Here is a 20,320-nt window from a genome sequence, read left to right as displayed (position 1 = left end):
CGCACACAACAAAGAGGATCTAACGGTGCACGAAGTAAAAAGTTCAACACGTTCGCTATCGGATGCAGACCCAGCCGACGAACCGGCAACAACGATCGCATTGGATCTCGCCCTCGCGCGCGACGGACAGGCAAGCTTTGACCGGCTGATCCGCGATCTGGACCCCGAGTACCTCCAGGGCGAATCGCTCCTACCCGGATGGACCCGGGCACACGTCATCGCGCACATCGGCTACAACGCCCGAGCACTTGCCCGGTTGGTCCAGTGGGCGCAGACAGGGATCGAGAATCCGATGTACGAATCGCCTGTGTCACGGGCGGATGAGATCGACCTCGGGTCGACACTCTCCCACGCGAGTCTGACCCGGCTCTCCTCGCAGGAGGCCGCACAGCTCGACGAATCCTGGACAAATCTTCCCGACGATCGCTGGACCTACAAAGTAAAGAACGCACAGGGGCGCATGATTCCCATTTCCGAGACCATTTGGATGCGGGCCCGCGAACTATGGCTGCATGCCATCGACCTCAACACCGTAGCAACCATCCAGGACATACCCCGGCCAGCCGCAGCCCGCATCCTGCAGGATGTGTTAACTACTTGGGAGGGCCGGGACGGCCATTACGTGCGCGCTGTCCCAACAGACGCTCAGAAGGACTTTCCGCCTGGCGATGAAGGACAAACCGAACCGGCAGGCGGCGACATTCTGACAGTCTCCGGCACACTTACAAACCTCCTGGCCTGGGCCACCGGACGTGGTCACGATGGCGTCGTGGTGATCAATGCGGATGGACGTGAGATCGGCCCCGCGCCGGCGGCGCACCGCTGGATCTAATCGCCACTGCTGAAGAATCCCAACCAAGGCGATCTCCGACCAAGAAGACCGCACGTGCGGGTATTCGGCGCTCATTGGCTGAAGCATCTGCCTCGTCCTCCCGGAAATTCCGCAGATGCCCACGCACTGGTCACCATAAAAATCTCCTCAACAACTCTTGAAAGAAGAAGTCAACCGTGTCAGCTCCACCAATAACAGGCGGCCCCACCCTCCCGCAGGTGCGGAAGCTCGTGAGCACCATACCCGGCCCGAAATCACAGGAACTGCTGGCCCGCAAGGACGCAGCCGTTGCAACAGGCACCGGCGGAGTGCTCCCAATTTCAGTAGTAGCCGCCGGAGGCGGGGTGCTGATCGACGCAGATGGCAACTCCTTTATTGACCTCGGTTCCGGCATCGCCGTCACCGGCGTCGGTAATTCAGCCCCCGCTGTGGTGCAGGCGGTGCGACAGCAGGTCGAGCAGTTCACACACAGCTGTTTCACCATCGCCCCCTATGAGGGCTACGTCAAAGTCGCCGAGAAGCTCAACGCCATCACTCCAGGGGACCACGAAAAACGCTCGGCCCTCTTCAGCACCGGTGCTGAAGCCCTGGAGAACGCGGTCAAGATCGCTCGCCACTACACCGGCAAGCAGGCCGTGGTTGTCTTCGACCACGCGTTCCATGGGCGAACCAACCTCACCATGGGAATGACCGCAAAGAACATGCCCTACAAGAACGGGTTTGGACCCTTCGCCCCCGAGATCTACCGGGTCCCCGCCTCCTATAGCTACCGAGACGGACTCACAGGCCCTGAGGCAGCTGCACGATCGATACTTCAAATCGAGAAGCAGATCGGTGCCGCAAATGTCGCTGCCGTCATCATCGAACCCATTCAGGGTGAAGGCGGCTTCATCGCCCCTGCCAACGGTTTCCTACCCGTGCTGCAGGCATGGACATCCCAGAACGGGGTCATTCTCATCCTGGACGAGGTGCAGACCGGCTTTGCCCGTACCGGTGACATGTTCGCTGCCAACCATGAGGGCATAGTTCCGGACCTGATGACTTTCGGCAAGGGACTGGCCGGCGGGCTTCCTCTTTCGGCAGTTACTGGCCGTAAAGACATCATGAACTCCGCCGTAGGCGGAGGACTCGGGGGTACCTATGCAGGGAACCCCATCGCCTGTGCTGCCGCTCTGGCAACGATCGAAATCTATGAAAAGGAAAACCTGACGGAACGTGCACGGGCAATCGGTGCCATCATCACCGATTTCTTCGCCGGTCTAGCGGCAGAGGATGACCGCGTCGGCGACATCCGCGGCCGCGGTGCCATGATCGGCATCGAGTTCGTTGAGACAGGCAGCCAGAGACCGGCTGCTGCGCTGACTTCTGCGATCGCGAAGAAGGCAGGCCAGGACGGCGTGCTGGTACTCACATGTGGCACATACGGCAACGTGCTCCGGTTCCTGCCGCCGTTGTCCATATCAGATGACTTGTTGCGCGAGGGCCTTCAGGTCGTGGCGGACGCTTTCAAAGCAAATGCCTAAATCACAGCAACCCAACTTCACCCACCCAAGAAGGACAGAAATGACTCTAGAAGCCAACGAGCAAGAACTGATCAACCGGGTGCAAACCGGTCTTGGCATCGGAGGATCGTGGCAGCCCTCTTCGACCGGTGCGACATTTGACGTGCAAGACCCGGCTACCGGGGAAGTCATCAAAACAATCGCCGATGCGACCGTCGGCGATGCCCTTAGGGCGCTCGAAGCTGCTGTAACCGCCCAGGAGGCATGGGCTAAGACCTCTACGCGTGAACGCTCAAACATCCTGCGCAAAGCCTTCGACCTCCTGATGGAACGCCGCGAGGACTTTGCACTACTGATTAGCCTTGAAATGGGCAAGCCCATCTCCGAGGCCCGGGCCGAAGTGAACTACGGAGGCGAGTTCCTGCGCTGGTTCTCGGAGGAGGCCGTGCGCGTCCGCGGCGACTTTCGTCCTACTCCTGAGGGTGCTGGCAACATCGTCGTGTCCCACCTTCCGGTCGGGCCCACCTATTTCATCACGCCGTGGAATTTCCCCTTGGCTATGGCGACCCGCAAGATTGCCCCAGCCTTGGCGGCCGGCTGCACCGTTGTCATCAAACCCGCCGAACTGACCCCGCTGACGACCATCTTCCTGGTACAACTGCTCGAAGAAGCGGGCCTTCCGGCAGGAGTTGTAAACGTGGTTCCTACCACGTCGCCTGCGGACCAGTCCAGCGCACTATTGAAGGACTCCCGCCTCAAAAAGCTCAGCTTCACCGGTTCGACTCCTGTCGGTGTAAAGCTTCTTGAAGCCGCCGCCAAGAATGTACTGCGAACGTCCATGGAGTTGGGGGGTAACGCCCCGTTCATCGTCTTCGAGGATGCCGACCTGGATAGAGCCGTGGAGGGTGTCCTGCTGGCGAAGTTCCGCAATATCGGCCAGGCATGCACGGCGGCGAACCGCATCATCGTCCATGATTCGATCGCGGATACTTTTGCTCAACGTGTAAGCGACCGGGTGGCCCAAATGAAGATCGGCAGGGGAACGGAGGAAAGCACCGACATTGGCGCTTTGGTCGACAACCGTGCAGTCGCAAAGGTTGAACGTCTGGTTGCTGACGCCATAGCGACCGGCGCAACAGTCCTCACTGGAGGCAAGTCCATAGAAGGTCCCGGGAGCTACTTCGAGCCAACAGTTCTGGATCGGCTCAGTCCCACCTCGGCTCTAATGTCCGAAGAGATCTTTGGACCGGTCCTCGGCATCATCCGATTCACTGATGAGGAGGAAGCAGTCAAAATCGCCAATGACACAGACTATGGGCTGGTCAGCTATGTGTTCACGGAGAACATTCATCGCGGCCAGCGCATGATTGAAAAGCTGCAGACGGGAATGATGGGCCTAAACACTGGTCTCATCTCCAACGCCGCAGCGCCTTTTGGCGGAATAAGACAATCCGGTGTAGGTCGGGAAGGCGGGTTTGAGGGCATCAGCGAGTTCCTTTCAACCAAATACACCCTTATCCCGCGCTGATAGCAGCGGCCATTACCGGTCCCGGCAGGGCTCAACGGTACCTACTGAAGCTGACAGACAGTGAGGCCCTCACGTTCAATGCCGAACGTGAGGGCCCTCACCTTTTCCTCCGCATTCATCTGGCCGGCACGCAGACGAAGCGGAAAGGAAGTTCATACGAACACCCCGGGGGAGCTTCAGAACGAGCCTGCTGGTCCTTCTGAAATTGGCGCACTAGCTGGAATGTTGGGATTCGTTGTGCTTCAAGACTGCTTGCGTGAGGTGCTCGGCCAGAAGGCCGGGTGCTTCGCTGTGGGCCAGGTGACCCTGGTTTGCCAGCCGAACGACCTCGGCTTGGGGAAGGGCTTGAGAGAAGGCGGTGAAAGCGACTCCGTATGGCGGCTTCTCCTCGTTGCGTTCGCCAAGCATCAGGGTGACTGGAGCCGTGATTTCGCTGTATCTGGAAAGCGCGGCAACATGGTCATTTATAGCAGTCAGCTCATCAGCCAGGGGGTGAACAAGAGGACGGAGGACAGGCCAAATCGGGTCCGCGCGCAGCGCTGCCATATATTCGGCGGAGTAACCCGCCATGACCCGCTTGACCACCTCGACAGCGCTGTCCAAGTCGCCCCTCCCGAGAGCAAGACGTAGGGGTTCAAGGGCGTTCGATCCGAACGGGCTGGAGACGGGCTCATACGCGATGACAGAGCGCAGGTTGCGTCGCTCTGTCGCCGTTTCCAAAGCAATCAGTCCGCCATAGCTCCAGCCGAACAGGTGGACATCCTTTTCGAGGGTGTCGAGGATGTGGTGCAAATCGTCAATTTCAGTCCGGACCGAGTAGTCACGACCTGTCGGGCCGCTTGGCAGCCGCCCGCGGCGGTTAATGACCATTATCGGGTTATTCAAGTTCAATGCATCGGCGACCGGGCGCCAGGTATACGCATCAGACATCACGCCTGGAACTATCACGACGGGCGGTCCGCTGCCTTCTCGTAGCTCGGCAGTCAGAGTCGTTCCGTCACGGTTGAAGGTAAGTGTTTGCATCAGTTTCCTGTCATCGGGTGCTGGGTCTCTTCAATTTGCGCGGCCACCCTCAAAAGTTGGGATTCGGCTCCGGGGGGACCTACCAGCTGTAGTCCAGTCGGCAGCCCCTCGGTCGTGCCCGCTGGGATGGAGATGGCGGGGAGTCCTAAAACGCTCCATGGGCTTGTAAGGGAGAGGAGAGCCTTGCGGGTCTCGACGCTGCTTCCGTTTATGATCTCCATACGGCTGCTCAGCTTGGGAGGGGCCAGGGGTATCGTCGGAAGCGCCAGAAGCCCGTAGCTTTTCAGTAGAGGCTGGATACTTTGGCGGGCTATGTGCCTAAGCTTTATCGCTTTAACGTACTCCCAGCCAAGAATCTCTCCTCCGGAACGGAGCCTGGCGAGGACTTCGGGATCGTAAAGTTCGGGCGCCCCGGACATCAGCTTTGTGTGCTGTGCGTATGCCTCGCTGCCTTGAATGATCCTATATGTTTCCCTCAGATCACCGGCCTCCAGAACTTGGGCTTCACCTGTTAGAAAATTATTGATCATGCCGCGGGCAGTGGAAGTGACCGAGGGTTGCGTCGGATATATCGAATCCGGTTTGATCCATCCGATACCAGGGGGGAGAGCTACAGTCTGGGTGCCCCTCAACGCGGTCCACAGCAGGAGACAGTCGGCCGCGGTGCGGGCCAGCAAGCCGATGGTGTCCAGTGACGGGGCCAAAGGCACCATCCCGCCGGTGGGCAATGCTCCATGGGTTGGTTTGAGCCCTACAACGCCGCAGCAAGCCGCCGGAATACGAGCGGATCCGCCGGTGTCGGTACCAAGCGCCAAGGGGATGATGCCAGCGGCAACCGCGGCAGCGGACCCGCTGCTCGAACCACCAGCCATATGGTCGGTATCGTGTGGGTTGCGCGTAGGGCCGGTGGCCGCGCGATCTCCGGTAGGTCCGTTCGCAAATTCGTGTGTCGTGGTCTTCCCTATAATGATCGCTCCTGCCTGGACAAGCCGTTCAACGCATTCGGCGTTCTCACGGGCAAGGTGGTCTTTTCGGTGGCGCGAACCTGCCGTTGTGGGCATTCCTCGTACATCGATGACGTCCTTAACGGCAACAGGAATGCCGTGTAGCGGCCCCCGATCAATGCCCGAGGCCAGCTCAGTGCGAGCCCGCGCCGCCGCCGCATAGGCGCCGTTCTCATCGAACGAGACGAACGCGTTGATCGAAGGCTGCCACCGGTGGGCCTCGTGCAGTGCTATGTCCACAAGGTCCGCTGGCCCGATAAGCCCACTCCGCATCATGGCGGCGAGCTCGGAAACACCAACGTTGGCGAAAAACCCCGCTCCAGGGGGTTTCTTCAGTTGTGCATCGGGCGATCGCATATGTGCCTCTTCGCAGTTGATGGTGGTTGTGAACTGCATGTAACCATACCCAAACGTTTGGGACAATCGTTTGGTAAGATTTGTACACAGATCTCAGAGGGAGTTTTCAACGATGCCAGGTAGATATAAAAGCAGCGCGGTCACGCTGAAAACGATTGCGCAGGCGGCGGGACTGGACGTCTCGACAGTGTCGAGGGTTCTCAGCGGATCTCCTGACGACGTTTCGCGTGCGGCATCACCGGCTACGGCAGCAGCAGTGCGTGATTGGGCTCAACGTCTGGGTTATCAGCCCAACCCACACGCAAAGAGCCTGCGAACGGCGCGAAGCAATCTGATCGGAGTGCTGGTTCCCCGCTTGTCCGACATGGTGCTCGCCACTATCTACGAGGGGGTGGAAGAAGCATGTGCCCGGAACGGACTGGCCACGTTTGTAATGAACACTTATGATCGCCCCGCCGAACAGCGCGCCAGGATTGATTTGGCTTTGTCCCGTCACGTCGATGGCCTCATCCTAGGCGACGCGCACCGGGACGCAGTTGTGCTGGATGAAATGGCGGCGCGCGGGGTGCCGTTCGTTCTCGTGAGCCGGTACGCGTCCAAGTATCCATCCGTGACATGTGATGACTATCTGGGAGGCCGCCTTGTTGCCGAGCACTTTCTGGACCTTGGGCACGTGAAGGTCGGCGTAGTCGCTGGCGAGCCTTTCGCCAGTACAGGCGTGGACCGGAGCAGCGGCTTTGTCGACACGTACCGGAAGGCGGGCATTGAGGTGCTAACCGTGAAATCCGCCTTCGATGCGAGAGGCGGCCATGAGGCAGCTGAATACCTCCTCAAGCAATCCCCTGAATTGACAGCCATTTTTGCTGTCAATGACTTTGCCGCTATCGGTGTTCTGGGCGCAGTCCGCGACGCAGGACTGCGTCCCGGAAGGGACATCGCCGTGGCGGGTTACAACGACACTCAGCTTGCAGCCGAGTTGCCGTTGCCCTTGACCAGTGTGCGCTCACCATTGCACACCATGGGTACCCGGGCGCTGGAGCTGCTCGTTTCAATTCTCCATGGACAGAATCCGTCCTCAGAGCGCTTGGCCCCGGAGCTGGTCATCCGGGAATCAACACTTTCTCCTGATTAGGAATAGTTCGATGCGCACTTATCCCACACTAAAAACGCCAATGGCAGCAACACCGGTCATCCTTGAGCGGGCAGAGCAAGTTACCAAGCTCCTTCGCGACTTGGTGAAGTGCGATGCCGTCTTGCTGTCAGCGTCGAACCCTTCCGGAGAACGCCCTCAGCACCAGCATCTGGCCTCAGAAGGCTACTCAGAGGATGCAGTGTCACAGCTGCTTGAGAACTTCATCCCGGAAACCAAGAATCCAGGATTCGGCGTCGTGCGAAACCGAGTCCGTCAGGCTCTTCGATGGGCAGATCTCGATCGTGACTGGGACGTCCATTTTGCGTTCACACCCCTGGCCGAAGATTATCTTCGGCCGGCAGGCTTTAACGAAGGCATATCTGCGAGCCTTTGGTTGCCCGGTGGGCACCATGTGGGGGCCATCCACATGAACTGGGGGATGGCACGGTCTGCGACAGAAGAAACCAAGAGAGTTGTCGAACAGTTCCTTCCGGTGCTTGCCGCCGCCTGTGACCCATCGCAACCGCACCGGGTCCTGGCCGAGGAATTGCATGGCGACGCTAACGTAGCGGTGATTGGTGCAGGCCTCGACCAAGCCATTACAGGCCGTGAAGTAGGCAAGACCCTCCAATCGGACGGACCGTTGTGGCCACTACTCCTGCCACTAGCCTCGCACGGAGACAGCAGCTACATCTGGATTGACGATCAGGGGAGTTGCCACAGAATCAGCCTCACGCGGTGTATACAGAACACCGCCCTCGTGGCGGAACGCGAAGTGTTACCGCCCTATGGACTCACCCCCAGAGAGCTTCAGATCGTCACACTTCTTGCTGACGGCGTCAGCAACCCTGACATAGCCGATGGCTTGATCGTCAGCCGACGAACGGTATCAACCCACGTCGAACACATTCTTGCAAAGCTTGGGGTTTCCTCCCGTGCTGAAGCAGCCGCACTTGTGACCCGCGAGGGGCTGCGGCTCATTCAAACCGTTCCCGGGCGCCTGCCTGTCAAATAAGACGGGCCTTTCGAAACTGCGCACAAGAACACTTGCCCGGCTCGTCTGACGTCCTGCAGCACCCTGATCTTCTCTGGGGCGTCCAACCCCACCGCACGAGGCAAAGATACGTCACGTGACCGATATCACCCGCGAAGAGGCTTGCCTAGGCTTGGATTTGTCACCATTGACACCCCAATACATAGTCCTAAGTGAGGCATCATGGAACGCGCAGAGATTCATCGGCGGTCCCTTACTAATCTTCTTTTCGGCACGCTGTTCACCCTGATTTTCGTGCTGGCCTTGGCGCCGCCGCTGTACATTGCACTTTCTGAAGAACACGCACTGGTTGCCGGTGTCCCCGGCTCCATCTGGTATCTCCTCTTGGTTTCAGCCGCACCCATCTTGGTGGCTTACGGCCTGTGGCGCGTTGAGGGACGACGGGGGGATTTGGACTGATGCTTATCACTTTCGGAGTCCTCGCCGCGTTCTTTTTGCTGATCGTCCTCGTGCTGCATAAGACCAAGCATGGTCGCAGCGTCTCAAGCTTCAGCAGTTATGCGGTGGGCGAAAGATCGTTCTCCAGCTGGTTCGTGTCAATGGCTTACACCAATTCGTGGTGGCCCGGCTCCACGTTCACGGCGGTCTTCGGCTTTGCCGTCATCAGTGGTGTCATTGGTCTCTATTTCCTCGTCTACTCCACCTTGGGCGTTCTCGCCATGTACTTCATTGCTCGACCAGTGTGGAAATGGGGCAAACAGTTCGACCTGCGCACCCAGTCAGACCTGCTGTCGCTGCGCTATAACAGCCCTGGCCTGAAATTGCTTAGCAGCGCTATCAGCGTTGTGGCGCTACTTCCCTGGCTCATCCTCGGGCTCATTGCCATGGGCGCGGTCATCCAATGGGCTTCTCTGGGAAACCTCTCCTTCGAGGTCTCGATTCTGATCGGTATCGCAGTGCTCGTTGTTCGCCAGTTCTGGACTGTGCAAATGGGCATGCGTGGACTGATCGTCACCGATATGGTTCAGGGGATCGTGGCATACATCGGTTCTGCCGTTCTATGCTTGGGCCTGTTGATCTTCTACTTCGGCGGCTTCTCCAATCTTGAACAGCTCACCACCGCGCAGCTAAGCCTTCCGGGCTACGGTTCAGAAAGCGGCGAATGGTTCTATTTCGGAATTGTTGCTTCCGGGATCATCGGCAGCTTGTGCTGGCCCATGATTTTCACCCGGATCTATACAGCCGGCAGTGTTCGGGAAGTCAAGAAGGGCTCCCTCCAAGCCATGGTGATCGGGTTTGTTTTCTTTGTGTTGCTTATGGCTGTCGCGCTTTGCGCCGCGCCCATGTCTCTTGCCTCGGCGGATCCGTTGTCGGCATTCTTCGCTCTCACGCAAGACGCAGGCGGAACCTGGCTCCTTGCCTTTGCCCTGCTCATCGTTTTTGCGGCCAGCATGGGATTTGTTGACGGGGTCACACAGTCTCTTGGAACGCAGGTCGCCAACGACATAGTCGGCGTGATTCGGCCTCTGAGCGACAAGCAGGAACTCTATCTGGCCAAAGGATCCATGGCTGCCGCAGCCATCATTGCAGCAGTCATCGCAAATCAAATTTACGGGTGGTCAAACTTGGCCGGAGTGGCCCAGCTTGCCTACCAGGCGATCATCCAGCTGGCTGTCCCGATCTTCGGTGGACTGATCTGGCGCCGAGGCAACAAGGATGGAGCAATTGCCGGGCTTCTTATCGGCACAGTGATAGCCCTGGTGCTGACCATTCCCTACATGGACACGGGCGGCGCAGTTCCATGGCTCGGCGGGTTTGGAGCCGGCTTGGTCGGGTTGATCGTCAATCTGAGTGTCTACATCTTGGTCAGTTTCATCCGTAGAAGCAGCGACGCCGAGCTGGCCAGGGTAGACGGCCTCTTTCGTGCCGCCCGAGCTCGTACCGAAATGCTGGAGGACGCTTCTGTGTTGACGGATGCGAAACCAGTACCCAGCCAAGAACCAGCATGACCTCCCGTGTAAGGCTCGAGGAACTGCCTCTGGCCAACGGGTCTGACAATAGGAAAGAAAGTAATAGGCACATGAGCAAGATCGAACAGACCGTAAGCATCCCGCACCTTGGCGGATCAGTGGTTGGATACACGCTGAGCGGTCAATACAACCCGGATCTCCCCACATTGGTGCTGATCAATTCCTACACCACATCGGCTGAACTCTATAGGCCCCAGTTCGCCAACACCGCCCTGACATCGGCCGTAAACCTTCTGGCACTAGAACCGTACGGTCACGGCCGTACAAGAGCGTCGTACCAGCACTTCACGTACTGGGACAGCGCCGTCGCCAACCTGCAGGCCCTTGCCGCTTTGGGTATTGTCAAGGCTTTTGTTCTGGGAACATCTCAGGGTGGGTGGATAGCCGCCCGCATGGCGTTGCTAGCGCCAGAAGTGGTCCGAGGAATCATACCGTTGGGCTCGTCCATGGATTCAGAGACCCTGCGAAGCCGGCAGCTTGGATGCTGGGATGCCCTAGAGTTCTGCACACCCTTCATCGAGGCCTTCGCAGATCCGGTACCGGACGAATGGGTAGTACCGGATCAGTTTATCGACGACACCTTTGACGCGGCTCTGGGCGGACTCTCAGCTGACGAACGCGAGTTCTGGATAGGTACCTACCGTACCAACTACTCCGGAGACGCCGGTCGCCGACGGCTTTTGCTCAGCACCGTTAACCTCAGGGACCGCGACGGGCTTCATGGACGACTGCGCGACATTACCTCACCCGTGTTGTGGCTGCACGGCTCAGAGGACAAGGTCTATTCCGTGGCCAACGCAGAAAAAGAAATACTCATGTTCACTGGTGCGCCTGAGGTCCGGCTGGAGGTCATCGAAGGCGGCCATCACTTCCTGAGTGCTTCAAAGCCCGCAGAGGTTGACTCGGCAGTTCTTGAGTTCATCACAAGCTGGTCCTAAAACACATCAGTGGGCCAGGCCGTGGGGCCGGGCCCACTGATGCAATTTTGCTCAAGGGATGGCCGCCACGCAGCTTCAATCCTGACTGATCAGCACGAACTGACAGTCGGAGGAGCCAGCGGCCGCTACGGAAATCGGAGCGAACTTCATGGAAACCAACATAAAAATCCCGGATGTGCACTCAACGGGGGACTACCACGTTTGCAAATTGGGCTATGACGATTGGGTGCATCTCAACGAGGGGGACAGGGTGCTCGTCCACGTCCCTGGGTCTCCGCTCCAAAACGCCACCGTCGACGACATAGGTGATGATGCCTCCTATTTCTGGTTATGGATCGACGGGTACGGCCGCAAGATGACTTTTGATGGCGACAGCTCAACGATTTTCAAGTTGACTGAATCGCCCCGGTAAACCGGCGCCTCCGGGCTTGGGCTGCCTAATGGCTGGATTACCTACGAATGGCGCTGTAGCCAGCAGGGATGCTAAGTCGCGAGAGCCGGACATCATTCCACCCTTATCTGCGCCCCCGGCACCCCCGCCACTGAGGCCAGAGCGATCGACCGAATTGACGCCGATCACAAGAATTTTTTCAGCAATTGGTGCTGCAGTCCCGAGAAACCGAAGGAGCTAGCGATGATTGAGATCGAGGAAACCCCGGGCACGCCCACATTGCAGGAACTTCTACGTGATTCGCCTAAGAATTGGGGCAAGTGGGGACCCGAGGATGAAGTCGGCTCCTTGAATTACCTTACAGTCGAAGAAGCTAAGCGAGGTGCGGCGGAAATCCGTACCGGGAAGAGTTTTACTCTGGCCATTCCAATTGGCAATCCAGAAGGCGATCCGATCTGGCCCGGCCGAAAGACCGCAGTGAGGACTAACGTCATGGACCGGGGAAATTTTCTCTGTGGGACAGGCCCTAGCTTCAATGGCGATCTTGAATACGCCGATGATGTGATCACCATGCATCTTCAGGGAACCAGTCAGTACGACGCGTTGGGGCATATGTGGTACGGCGAAAAAATCTACAATGGATATGCCGCAGAGACAACCATCGGGAGCCTGAAGAAGGCCAGCATCTTCCCGATAGCAGAACGCGGAATCGTGGGAAGGGGCATCCTCATCGACATGGCGCGCTTTCGGGGCAAAGCGGCCTTGGAAAGAGGCGAAACCTTCTCCCATGAGGACCTGCTGGCTGCCGCGTCAGCACAGGGTGTCACCATCCATAAACGTGACATACTACTAATTCGCACAGGCTGGATCGGCTCCTATTACAAAACGGAGGAACCGGAGTTCTACCGCGACTTCCTAGAACCTGGGCTGACCTACTCCCCGCAGCTAGTGGAGTGGTTCCGAGATATGGAAATACCCAACCTAGTCACTGATACCATCGGCAACGAGGTCACCCGCGACCCGGTCAGCGGAGTTGACCTTCCACTGCACAACGCGCTCATGCGTAACCTCGGCATCGCATTTACGGAAATCATCGCCTTGGATAAACTCGCCGACGATTGCTCCTCTGACGGGCAATGGACTTTCCTCTACACCGCCGCCCCTATGAAGATTGTTGGCGGCTCGGGCGCACCGGTCAACCCGGTCATTATTAAGTAGCTACCTGCCCGCGTTGTGGCCGGCACTCCAATCAGCCGTACCCGGCGCAGAACCAGAAGACTGGTCTTCGGGACCCGCTGGCGCCGATAAGAACCCTATGTCGCCCCTTTTCGAAACGCCCTCTAAGGTCAGGGTGTGAGTGAAAGCGGGGCGACTTCTGCTGCGAGGGGTGCGCGTGCGAGTTCGATTGCTCCGAAGACTGGGTCGCGGTCGAGGATCCGAACTTCGGTGATGCCTTGCCTTGCCAGATGTTCAGTAAATGTGTTCTGCAGCAGTGGTTGGTTCATGCCCAGACCTCCGCCAAGGACTACGGGACCGGGATTCGAGAGGGCCCTGAAGCACTGGGCCGCCATGGATGCCAGGTCTCGGCCGGCTTCATCGATCAGTGCAAGTGCGTCTTGGTGGCCGTTCCCGGCAGCGTCGAACACAACCGGAGACAAGGCGGCCCAGTAGCTCCGCCCGGTTCCTCCATGGAAGTGCGCGATGAGTTGGTCGGGACTGTTGAGGCCGCAGCGGAGAAGCAGGTCTTGGGTCATAGTGTCCGGGGCAAGTCCGAGGTCCATGCGTTGAAGGCTGTGGCGGACTGCTTGCCGGGCAAACCAGTATCCGCTGCCTTCGTCGCCAAGCAGGTAGCCCCAGCCGCCTGCCCGCGATTCACGGCCGGCATCGTTGATGCCCCATGCTGCAGATCCAGTTCCTGCGATGACGGCGACGCCGACGCTGGCGCCCCCGGCTTCCAGCACCAACCTGGTGTCATGAACGATGGTGATATTGCCCGACGGCATCAGGGGTCGTATCAGTGCGGAGAGCGCTTCGGCGTCTGCATCGGTGTCTATGCCGCCGGCGCCGACATACACCTCAACCCCGCAAGGGGTGTGCGCTGCCTGCAAGCGGTTAAACAGGCGTGCCAGGTTGACTTGTGCTTCGGTGACCGGGACGTTCTGGACGTTGACGCTGCCAACTGTCACGTCTGCCCGGACGACGCCCTCCCGCCACATGAGGCCACGGGTCTTCGAGCCGCCGATGTCAATAGCGATAATTGTTTTTGTTGCTCCCGGGCTTTCTGGCACGCCTGTTTCCTTCCTCATTTGGTTTTAGTTACGGCTTCATGGCGCGGCTGACGTGTGTTGCCCATTTCCAGGGTGCGCTCGTTCCTCCAGGCAAGGAGTTGAAGTACTCCCAAGAGGCAACTCCGCCGAAGTGAGGGTAGGTGCGGGTCAGGGATTTGATCGTCTTTGTAAGTGTGTCCATGGGAACATATCCGGAGCATCCTTCTGTGGTGGTGTAGGTACCCGCGACGACCTTGCTGGCAGGAAATACGCCGCGATTGATGATTGCTTCGTATCCCTCCGGAGAAGCGAGGGTGCCCCACCCGCAGTAGAACTGTGTGTTGAACCAGCTGATGGAGTGGCTGTGGGTGGAGTAGAGCTCCTCGTAATTGAATCCGGACAAGTTCCCCCCACCGCTGAGGGCCGTGGCCACTGGAGCCATGGTGATGATGAAGCCCTCACCGAAGTCGGCTTTTAGCGTGTCGATGAGGTGCCGGATACCCGCAATGGACATGTTTTCTTCAACATCCAGGTCGATACCGTCCAGCTTGTACTTGGCGATCATCTCCTTAAGGGCAGGGTAGTAGGTGTCGAAGGTTTCCGGTTCCAGTCTCTGGTAAGTCCCTTGGGCGGCTCCGCCGAGCATTCCAAGAACGCTGACGCCCTTGAGTTTCATTTCGTCGATTTCCTGCCACATCGGGTCGAACTTGGGATCCGAGGGAACGTCGTCGTTTAGACGGATGTCCCCGGGGGTGCTGTTGACATGGATGGCGGCAACGATCAAGTCCGTCAGACCGGTGTTCTTGTCGGTCAGCGGTTTGGGGGAGACATAGCGACCGTCGTGGTATTGCGTCTGGTAGTACACGACCACGCGGTGGTCGTCGGCGGTGGCGGTTGCTGGCGGCGCCACCATGAGCCCCGCAGCGACCGCAACCGCTCCGGCGAGTGTGGCCAGCCGCCAACGGGTTCTGAAGTTTGCTTTCATGTGTATACCTGTCCTCTGTGTGTTGGTTGGATAGTGCCTTGAGTGGCGTGAATTGATCCACTGGGGATTGATCGGGTGTTGTGGAGCAACCGGGGTTTCGTTCTGCCCGTCGAAGCAGCCCTGTAGCTGGGCCGAGTGTCTTGGCCCGGTGGTCTCTGGTAACGGAAAGTACGGTTGCATATCGGTCGGAGGCGATCGTGTTGTAGTTGTCCAGGGTGGATTAGGAGAGATGGAACCGCAGGGTGCGCACCTCGAAAGCAGTGAGCGTCACCGATATGCTTCCGCTGCCGGCGTCAACGGCAGTGGCACTGTCGAGTTCTTCTTCCAACAGAGTGACGGTTGATGCCTGGTCGAAGGTGGTGTTTACGGTCAGCGTTCCTTGTGCCCGTCTGCCTTCGGATTCGTAGAGCCGCACTATCAGGTCCCCTGTCCGGTCAGCTGCCAGTTTGACGCTTGAGATCACGAGGCCCTTGCCGGTCAAAGAGACCAGTGGGGCGAAGCCGTGGTTTCCTTCCATGCGGCGTTCGGGAGTGTTGAGCAGCGTGCCTGCCTCCGTTGCGCTGGCGATGTCAGCGCCGATCACAAGGCCGTAGCAGTGGTTTTGTCGGCCCTGGTCCGTTTCCGGGTCCGGGAAGCGGGGTGCGCGTAGCAGTGACAGGCGGATGTTGGTCGTCACTCCGGTCTCGGTGGAATCGCGAGTCACGTCGAAGCCGTAGGTTGAGTCGTTCACTAACGCGGCGCCAAATCCGGGTTCCTCTGCGAGGATGAAACGGTGCATGGAAGCCTCGAATTTCGCTGCTTCCCAACTCGTATTGGTATGGGTGACACGCTTGTGATGGCCGAACTGCGTTTCGGCAATGGTGTGTTCGGCGCGGACATCCAAGGGGAAAGCCACTTTGAGGAATTTCTCGGTTTCGTGCCAATCCGTCACTTGGTTAATCTGAAGCACTCTCGATCCGGGCGCGAGGATGAGCTCCTGCCGAACGGAGGAGTTCGAAAAGCTGCGCTCTACAACGACACGTGCGGTCCCGTCGTTTCCGACGGTCGCCGCGATAGCATCGGTGTCCCGAAGGTCCGTGACTGTGTTGCGGTAGTACCTGTCGACATCCCAGGCATCCCACATGTTGGGGAAGTCCTGATGCAGTTGCAGCAGGTTTCCTTCCTGAGCGCGCGCGATCACATTGCGCCCGCTCTTATGGTCAAGGGCGGAGGTGATGAGCCCCTGCGGGGAGATGGTTACGGTGACTACATCGTTGGTCATGACGAAACCACCCTCGACTTCAGTCACCTGCACGACGCCTGATGCGAGCGAATTCTCGGGGGGGACAACAGCGCCGCCGCCTGCCGTGACACCGTCCCGGGTGAACGGAGCACCGTTCACTGCAATGGTGCGGTCTCCCTGTCCGATGAGTGCTCGCACTGCACGGGCAATGATCTGCTCGGTTGCGAGGCGGATGCGTTCGTACTCTGCAACAGCTTCGCGGTGGACCCAGGCGATGGAGGTGCCAGGGAGGATGTCGTGGAATTGTTGCAGCAGGACTTGCTTCCATAGGGCGTCAATCTCGTCATAGGGATACACGAACCCCGCCTGTACCGCAGCGGTGGCCGCCCACAGCTCAGCCTCGACGAGCATGTGTTCGCTGCGCCGGTTGCCTTGCTTTGTCTGATGCTGGGAGGTGAGGGTCGCTCTGTGGAGCTCGAGATAGAGTTCTCCCACCCAGACAGGTGGGTGGGTCAGTTGGTCCTTGGCGCGTTCGAAGAAGGCATCGGGGTGTTCCCAGCGTACTTTCGCGCTGCCTTCGAGGTTGGCGAGCCGGCGGGCCTTTCCCGTCATCTCGCGCGTAGTGCCCCCACCGCCGTCGCCCCATCCCACGGGTGCGATGGATCCGGAGGCGAGACGGTTCTCGCGGAATTGATGCGAGGCCTTTGCAACTTCCTGTCCTGATAGCTGGGAGTTGTAGGTGTCCATGGAGGGAAAGTGGCTGAAGACACGGGAACCATCAATGCCTTCCCAGAGGAAGGTGTGATGTGGGAACTTGTTCACTTGGTTCCACGAGATCTTCTGGGTGAAGAACCATTCGAAGCCCGCCCGGCGCATCAATTGTGGCAGCGCTGGCGAGTAGCCGAAGCTGTCCGGTAACCACACTCCCTGGCTCTGGATACCGAATTCTTCCTTGAAAAATTTCTGGCCATACAGGAACTGTCGTACCAGGGACTCTCCGGAGGGCATGACGGTGTCGCTTTCGACCCACATCCCGCCGAGTGGAAGGAAGCGTCCGGCCGCGACGGCTTCCTTGACCCGTTTGTAGACTTCGGGGCGGTGTTCCTTGAGCCAGGCGTATTGCTGTGCGCTGGACATGCCAAAGAGGAAATCGTCGTCCTGATCGATGAGTTCGGTCATCGACGACGCTGTGCGGGCTACTTTTCGGATGGTCTCGCGAACGGGCCATAACCAGGCGGAATCAATGTGGGCGTGTCCGATGGCGGAGATCTCGTGGGCGCTTTCATGCGCGTTCTTGCTCAGGACTTCAACCAGAGCGGCTCGGGCGTCAGGGGCGGACTCCGGTATGCGTTGGAGATCGAGCCGGTCGAGGGCATCGTCCAGGGCCTGCAGGATTTTCATCCGGCGTGGCCCTGCTGGCAGCTCGGCCTGGAGTTCGAGCAACACCTCTATATCGAGAGCCAGCTCGTGGACTTCGTGCTCGACTAGGGCGAGGTCCATCCTGCGCGTTGTGTATAGCTTTCGCGGGGACGATGTTTGGATATCACCTTCACTTGTCGGTAGGAACGGATGGTAGTCAAGCAGCACCGGGTTGGCGGCGGCTTCTAGGAAGTACTCAACTGTTTCGCCACCACGGGCAGAGGCGGAGACTTCAATCCACTGGTTTCTGGGGTTGAGCGACTTTACCGGGGTTCCATCCGGGCGGTAGACAAGACCCTCGCATTGGAAACCCGGCATGTTTTTGTCAAAGCCCAGGTCGACGATGGCTTCGACCTGCCGGCCGGCCCATTCGGGCGGGATCATGCCTTGCAGCCGGAACCAGGTGGTGCCCCAGGCCGCGCCCCATGGCTCGCCTACCTTGTAGGCCGTGTAGTCCAAATCCATTGCTACCGTGGCGGCAATGGGCTCTCCGGGAAGTTCGTTCCATTCAACGGTCAGTGGGACCGAGACGGAGTGAATGGCCGGGAGGATCCGTTCCTCCAGGACGCGCGTGGCGCGGCCGATGGTCAGTGGGATGTCGTCATGCATGAGTGCCTTTCGCCCGGGACGACCCGGTTCAAATTTCAAGTAGTACGTGTTTTCCACATGCGTTGGTGTTGTTAGCTCACGCATGGGTCTCAAGGTCAGATGCCTTCCCTTGTTGGGACGATCCCACTGGCACCTGCATGTTTTGTGCGGTCAGAGGGAAGGGGCAGGACCCAGAGTGAGAGGGCTCTCAAAACAGGCCCGGAGGCCGGGTTACCCGACGCCCTGCCGCTTTTAAAGGTTTAGGCTTGGTCGGCCCAATCGTGAGGACGCTGCGTCGTTGAGCCCGACCTCATCCTTTGACGGCTCCTTCTCCCACTCCCTTGAAGAACCACCGCTGTACGGCTGCGAAGACAACAGCGACGGGGATGAATGCAATCATCGTGCCGGCTGCGATCATTCGTTGGTCCGTGCCGAAGGTACTGGCCAGGTACTGCAGTCCTATGGTCAGGGTGAAGTTCTCGGGGTTCGTGAGAACGATGAGGGGCCAGAGGAAGTCATCCCAGGCTCCGATGAAGGTGAAGATGATGATCACTGCCAGCGTGCCCTTGACCGATGGCAGGCCTATGTAGCGCAATCGTTGCCAGACGTTGGCGCCGTCCATGATGGCTGCTTGGTCGATTTCCTCTGGCAGGGATCGGAATGCGTTGTACATGAGCAACACGTTCAGTGTTGCGATCATGCCCGGCAGGGCCACACCTAACAGCGTATCCGCGAGGCCCAGGTCCCGGATGGTGACGAACTGGGACACGATGGTAGCTTCGCCGGGCAGGATCAGGGTGGCCAGGAAAAGGCCGATCGCTGTCTTGCGGAATCGGAATTTCAAGCGGGCCATGGCGAAGCCTGCAAGTGTGGCGCCCACCACGTTCCCGGTGATGCATAGCGCGGCCACCACCAAGGAATTTCCGATGTAGCCAAGGACCGGAATGGCGTCCGAGACCGCACCATAGTTGGCCAGCGTGGGCTGCTCGGGGATGAACGACGGGGCCGCGGTGTAAATGTCTTCCCCGGGGTCTTTCAGGGAGGTGGAGAGTTGCCAGAGGAAAGGCCCAATGCAAATGAACAGGACGAACACCAACAGGGCGTAGCGAACAACTATTTCCTGCCAGGATGTGCTGTTGAAGCCGCGTCCGCGCCGATGCTTGGTCCGGGGTGCCGTATCCGTCCGCTGCACAGGGGGCGGTGCGGTCTCTTGAAGGCTTTGCAGGCTCATGATTCGTTCGTCTTCCTGTTGATCCTGGCAAGAACGAGCATGGGAACGATCGTTACGAAGAACAGCACGATGCTCAGGGCGGAGGCGTAACCCAGGTCGCCGTAGAAGCCCCGGGCGTATTGCTGGATGAGCATGACGACGGACATGTCCTGACCGCCGGGACCGCCTGTGGAGCCGGTGAGGATGTAAAGCTCGGAAAACACCCTAAGCGCTGAGATGGAGACGAGGATGCTGACGAGCACGATCGTGTTTCGCAGGCTCGGCAGCGTGACGCTGAAGAACCGACGCACCGCTCCTGCCCCGTCAACCGCCGCGGCCTCGTGCAGCTCATTGGGTACGTTGCCCAGGGCGGAGATGTAAATGATCATGTAGTACCCCAGGCCCTTCCAGACCGTGAGGCTGATGGCGCTGAACAGCACCAGCCACCGGTCCGTCAGGAAAGGCAGGGGGCCCTGCAGGACACCGAGGCTGGTGGCCATGTTGTTGATGAGTCCGCGGTCATCCAACAGCCAGGTCCAGATGAGGCCGACGACCACTGCCGAAGCAATCACCGGCGTGTAGAAGGCCGTGCGGAAAAACGTGATGCCCGGCAGCTTCTTTTGGATCAGGATGGCGATCAAGAGCGGCCCGATCGTGAGCAATGGCAGGCAGAGGATCATATAGATCCCGCTGTTCAGCAGGGCGTTGGCTAGCTGGCTGTCCTGAAGCAGGTCCTGGTAATTTCGCAGGCCCACGAACTCGCCGCCTCCCAGAGGCTTGCTGTTCGTGAATGAGAGCCTGACGGTGTTCAGTGAAGGCCAGATACTGAAGACCAGCAGCCACAGCAGCGCCGGAACTATCAGCACCCATGGAGTGAGGAGACGGTGCGATCTCATGG

17 protein-coding genes are annotated in these 20,320 nt (G+C 59.0%); 10 read left to right on the top strand and 7 right to left on the bottom strand.

Annotated elements, in window-relative coordinates; translation table 11 throughout:
• Positions 1-25 precede the first annotated feature (25 nt).
• From ACZ881_RS12485 to ACZ881_RS12475, 3 genes are all read left to right on the top strand, one after another.
• Positions 26-832, top strand: a complete 807-nt coding sequence (locus ACZ881_RS12485) for a maleylpyruvate isomerase family mycothiol-dependent enzyme (protein ID WP_476115867.1) — start codon at positions 26-28, stop codon at positions 830-832.
• Between the two features lie 230 nt (positions 833-1,062).
• Positions 1,063-2,355 (top strand): 4-aminobutyrate--2-oxoglutarate transaminase, encoded by a 1,293-nt coding sequence (gabT, locus tag ACZ881_RS12480; RefSeq protein ID WP_476115865.1) that lies wholly within the window; start codon positions 1,063-1,065, stop codon positions 2,353-2,355.
• A 40-nt stretch (positions 2,356-2,395) separates the two neighbouring features.
• The gene (locus tag ACZ881_RS12475) at positions 2,396-3,862 is read left to right on the top strand and encodes an NAD-dependent succinate-semialdehyde dehydrogenase (protein WP_476115863.1); all 1,467 of its coding nucleotides are present in this window, start codon (positions 2,396-2,398) and stop codon (positions 3,860-3,862) included.
• A gap of 213 nt (positions 3,863-4,075) precedes the next feature.
• Here the strand turns inward: ACZ881_RS12475 and ACZ881_RS12470 are convergent, their stop codons facing one another.
• Together ACZ881_RS12470 and ACZ881_RS12465 are read right to left on the bottom strand one after the other, a co-directional pair.
• A complete protein-coding gene (locus tag ACZ881_RS12470) occupies positions 4,076-4,885 on the bottom strand; it encodes an alpha/beta fold hydrolase (RefSeq protein ID WP_476115861.1) in 810 nt (269 codons plus the stop codon).
• Positions 4,885-6,285, bottom strand: coding sequence for an amidase (locus ACZ881_RS12465; RefSeq protein WP_476115859.1), 1,401 nt, complete (start codon positions 6,283-6,285; stop codon positions 4,885-4,887). The genes ACZ881_RS12470 and ACZ881_RS12465 overlap by 1 nt, the downstream gene beginning before the upstream one ends.
• 73 nt (positions 6,286-6,358) lie before the next feature.
• Between ACZ881_RS12465 and ACZ881_RS12460 the strand changes: the two genes are divergently transcribed.
• From ACZ881_RS12460 to ACZ881_RS12430, 7 genes are all read left to right on the top strand, one after another.
• The gene (locus ACZ881_RS12460) at positions 6,359-7,378 is read left to right on the top strand and encodes a LacI family DNA-binding transcriptional regulator (protein WP_476115857.1); all 1,020 of its coding nucleotides are present in this window, start codon (positions 6,359-6,361) and stop codon (positions 7,376-7,378) included.
• 40 nt (positions 7,379-7,418) lie between these two features.
• Positions 7,419-8,393: a helix-turn-helix transcriptional regulator gene (locus tag ACZ881_RS12455; RefSeq protein ID WP_476115856.1), complete on the top strand. Its 975-nt coding sequence runs from the start codon at positions 7,419-7,421 to the stop codon at positions 8,391-8,393.
• A 201-nt stretch (positions 8,394-8,594) separates the two neighbouring features.
• A complete protein-coding gene (locus tag ACZ881_RS12450) occupies positions 8,595-8,831 on the top strand; it encodes a hypothetical protein (protein ID WP_476115854.1) in 237 nt (78 codons plus the stop codon).
• Entirely contained in the window at positions 8,831-10,381 is a 1,551-nt protein-coding gene (locus tag ACZ881_RS12445; protein WP_476115852.1) for a sodium:solute symporter family protein, read from the top strand. The genes ACZ881_RS12450 and ACZ881_RS12445 overlap by 1 nt, the downstream gene beginning before the upstream one ends.
• Before the next feature lie 71 nt (positions 10,382-10,452).
• The gene (locus ACZ881_RS12440; protein WP_476115850.1) at positions 10,453-11,340 is read left to right on the top strand and encodes an alpha/beta fold hydrolase; all 888 of its coding nucleotides are present in this window, start codon (positions 10,453-10,455) and stop codon (positions 11,338-11,340) included.
• Positions 11,341-11,488: 148 nt separating this feature from the next.
• The gene (locus tag ACZ881_RS12435; RefSeq protein WP_476115848.1) at positions 11,489-11,752 is read left to right on the top strand and encodes a hypothetical protein; all 264 of its coding nucleotides are present in this window, start codon (positions 11,489-11,491) and stop codon (positions 11,750-11,752) included.
• 222 nt (positions 11,753-11,974) lie between these two features.
• The gene (locus tag ACZ881_RS12430) at positions 11,975-12,949 is read left to right on the top strand and encodes a cyclase family protein (protein WP_476115846.1); all 975 of its coding nucleotides are present in this window, start codon (positions 11,975-11,977) and stop codon (positions 12,947-12,949) included.
• Between the two features lie 128 nt (positions 12,950-13,077).
• Here ACZ881_RS12430 and ACZ881_RS12425 read toward each other — a convergent pair whose 3' ends face one another.
• From ACZ881_RS12425 to ACZ881_RS12405, 5 genes are all read right to left on the bottom strand, one after another.
• On the bottom strand, positions 13,078-14,019 hold the full coding sequence (locus ACZ881_RS12425; protein WP_476115844.1) for an N-acetylglucosamine kinase: 942 nt from the start codon (positions 14,017-14,019) through the stop codon (positions 13,078-13,080).
• Between the two features lie 28 nt (positions 14,020-14,047).
• Complete coding sequence (locus ACZ881_RS12420) at positions 14,048-14,983, bottom strand: glycosyl hydrolase family 18 protein (RefSeq protein WP_476115842.1); 936 nt, start codon at positions 14,981-14,983, stop codon at positions 14,048-14,050.
• 220 nt (positions 14,984-15,203) lie between these two features.
• Positions 15,204-18,233 carry an alpha-mannosidase gene (locus ACZ881_RS12415; RefSeq protein ID WP_476115995.1) on the bottom strand — a complete coding sequence of 1,010 codons (3,030 nt, stop codon included), beginning with the start codon at positions 18,231-18,233 and terminating at the stop codon, positions 15,204-15,206.
• Between the two features lie 289 nt (positions 18,234-18,522).
• The gene (locus ACZ881_RS12410; protein ID WP_476115840.1) at positions 18,523-19,443 is read right to left on the bottom strand and encodes a carbohydrate ABC transporter permease; all 921 of its coding nucleotides are present in this window, start codon (positions 19,441-19,443) and stop codon (positions 18,523-18,525) included.
• Positions 19,440-20,318, bottom strand: a complete 879-nt coding sequence (locus ACZ881_RS12405) for a carbohydrate ABC transporter permease (RefSeq protein ID WP_476115838.1) — start codon at positions 20,316-20,318, stop codon at positions 19,440-19,442. The genes ACZ881_RS12410 and ACZ881_RS12405 overlap by 4 nt, the downstream gene beginning before the upstream one ends.
• Between the last annotated feature and the right edge of the window lie 2 nt (positions 20,319-20,320).

Source organism: Paenarthrobacter sp. TE3676, assembly GCF_056279165.1.
This window is presented reverse-complemented; position numbering and strand designations above follow the sequence as displayed.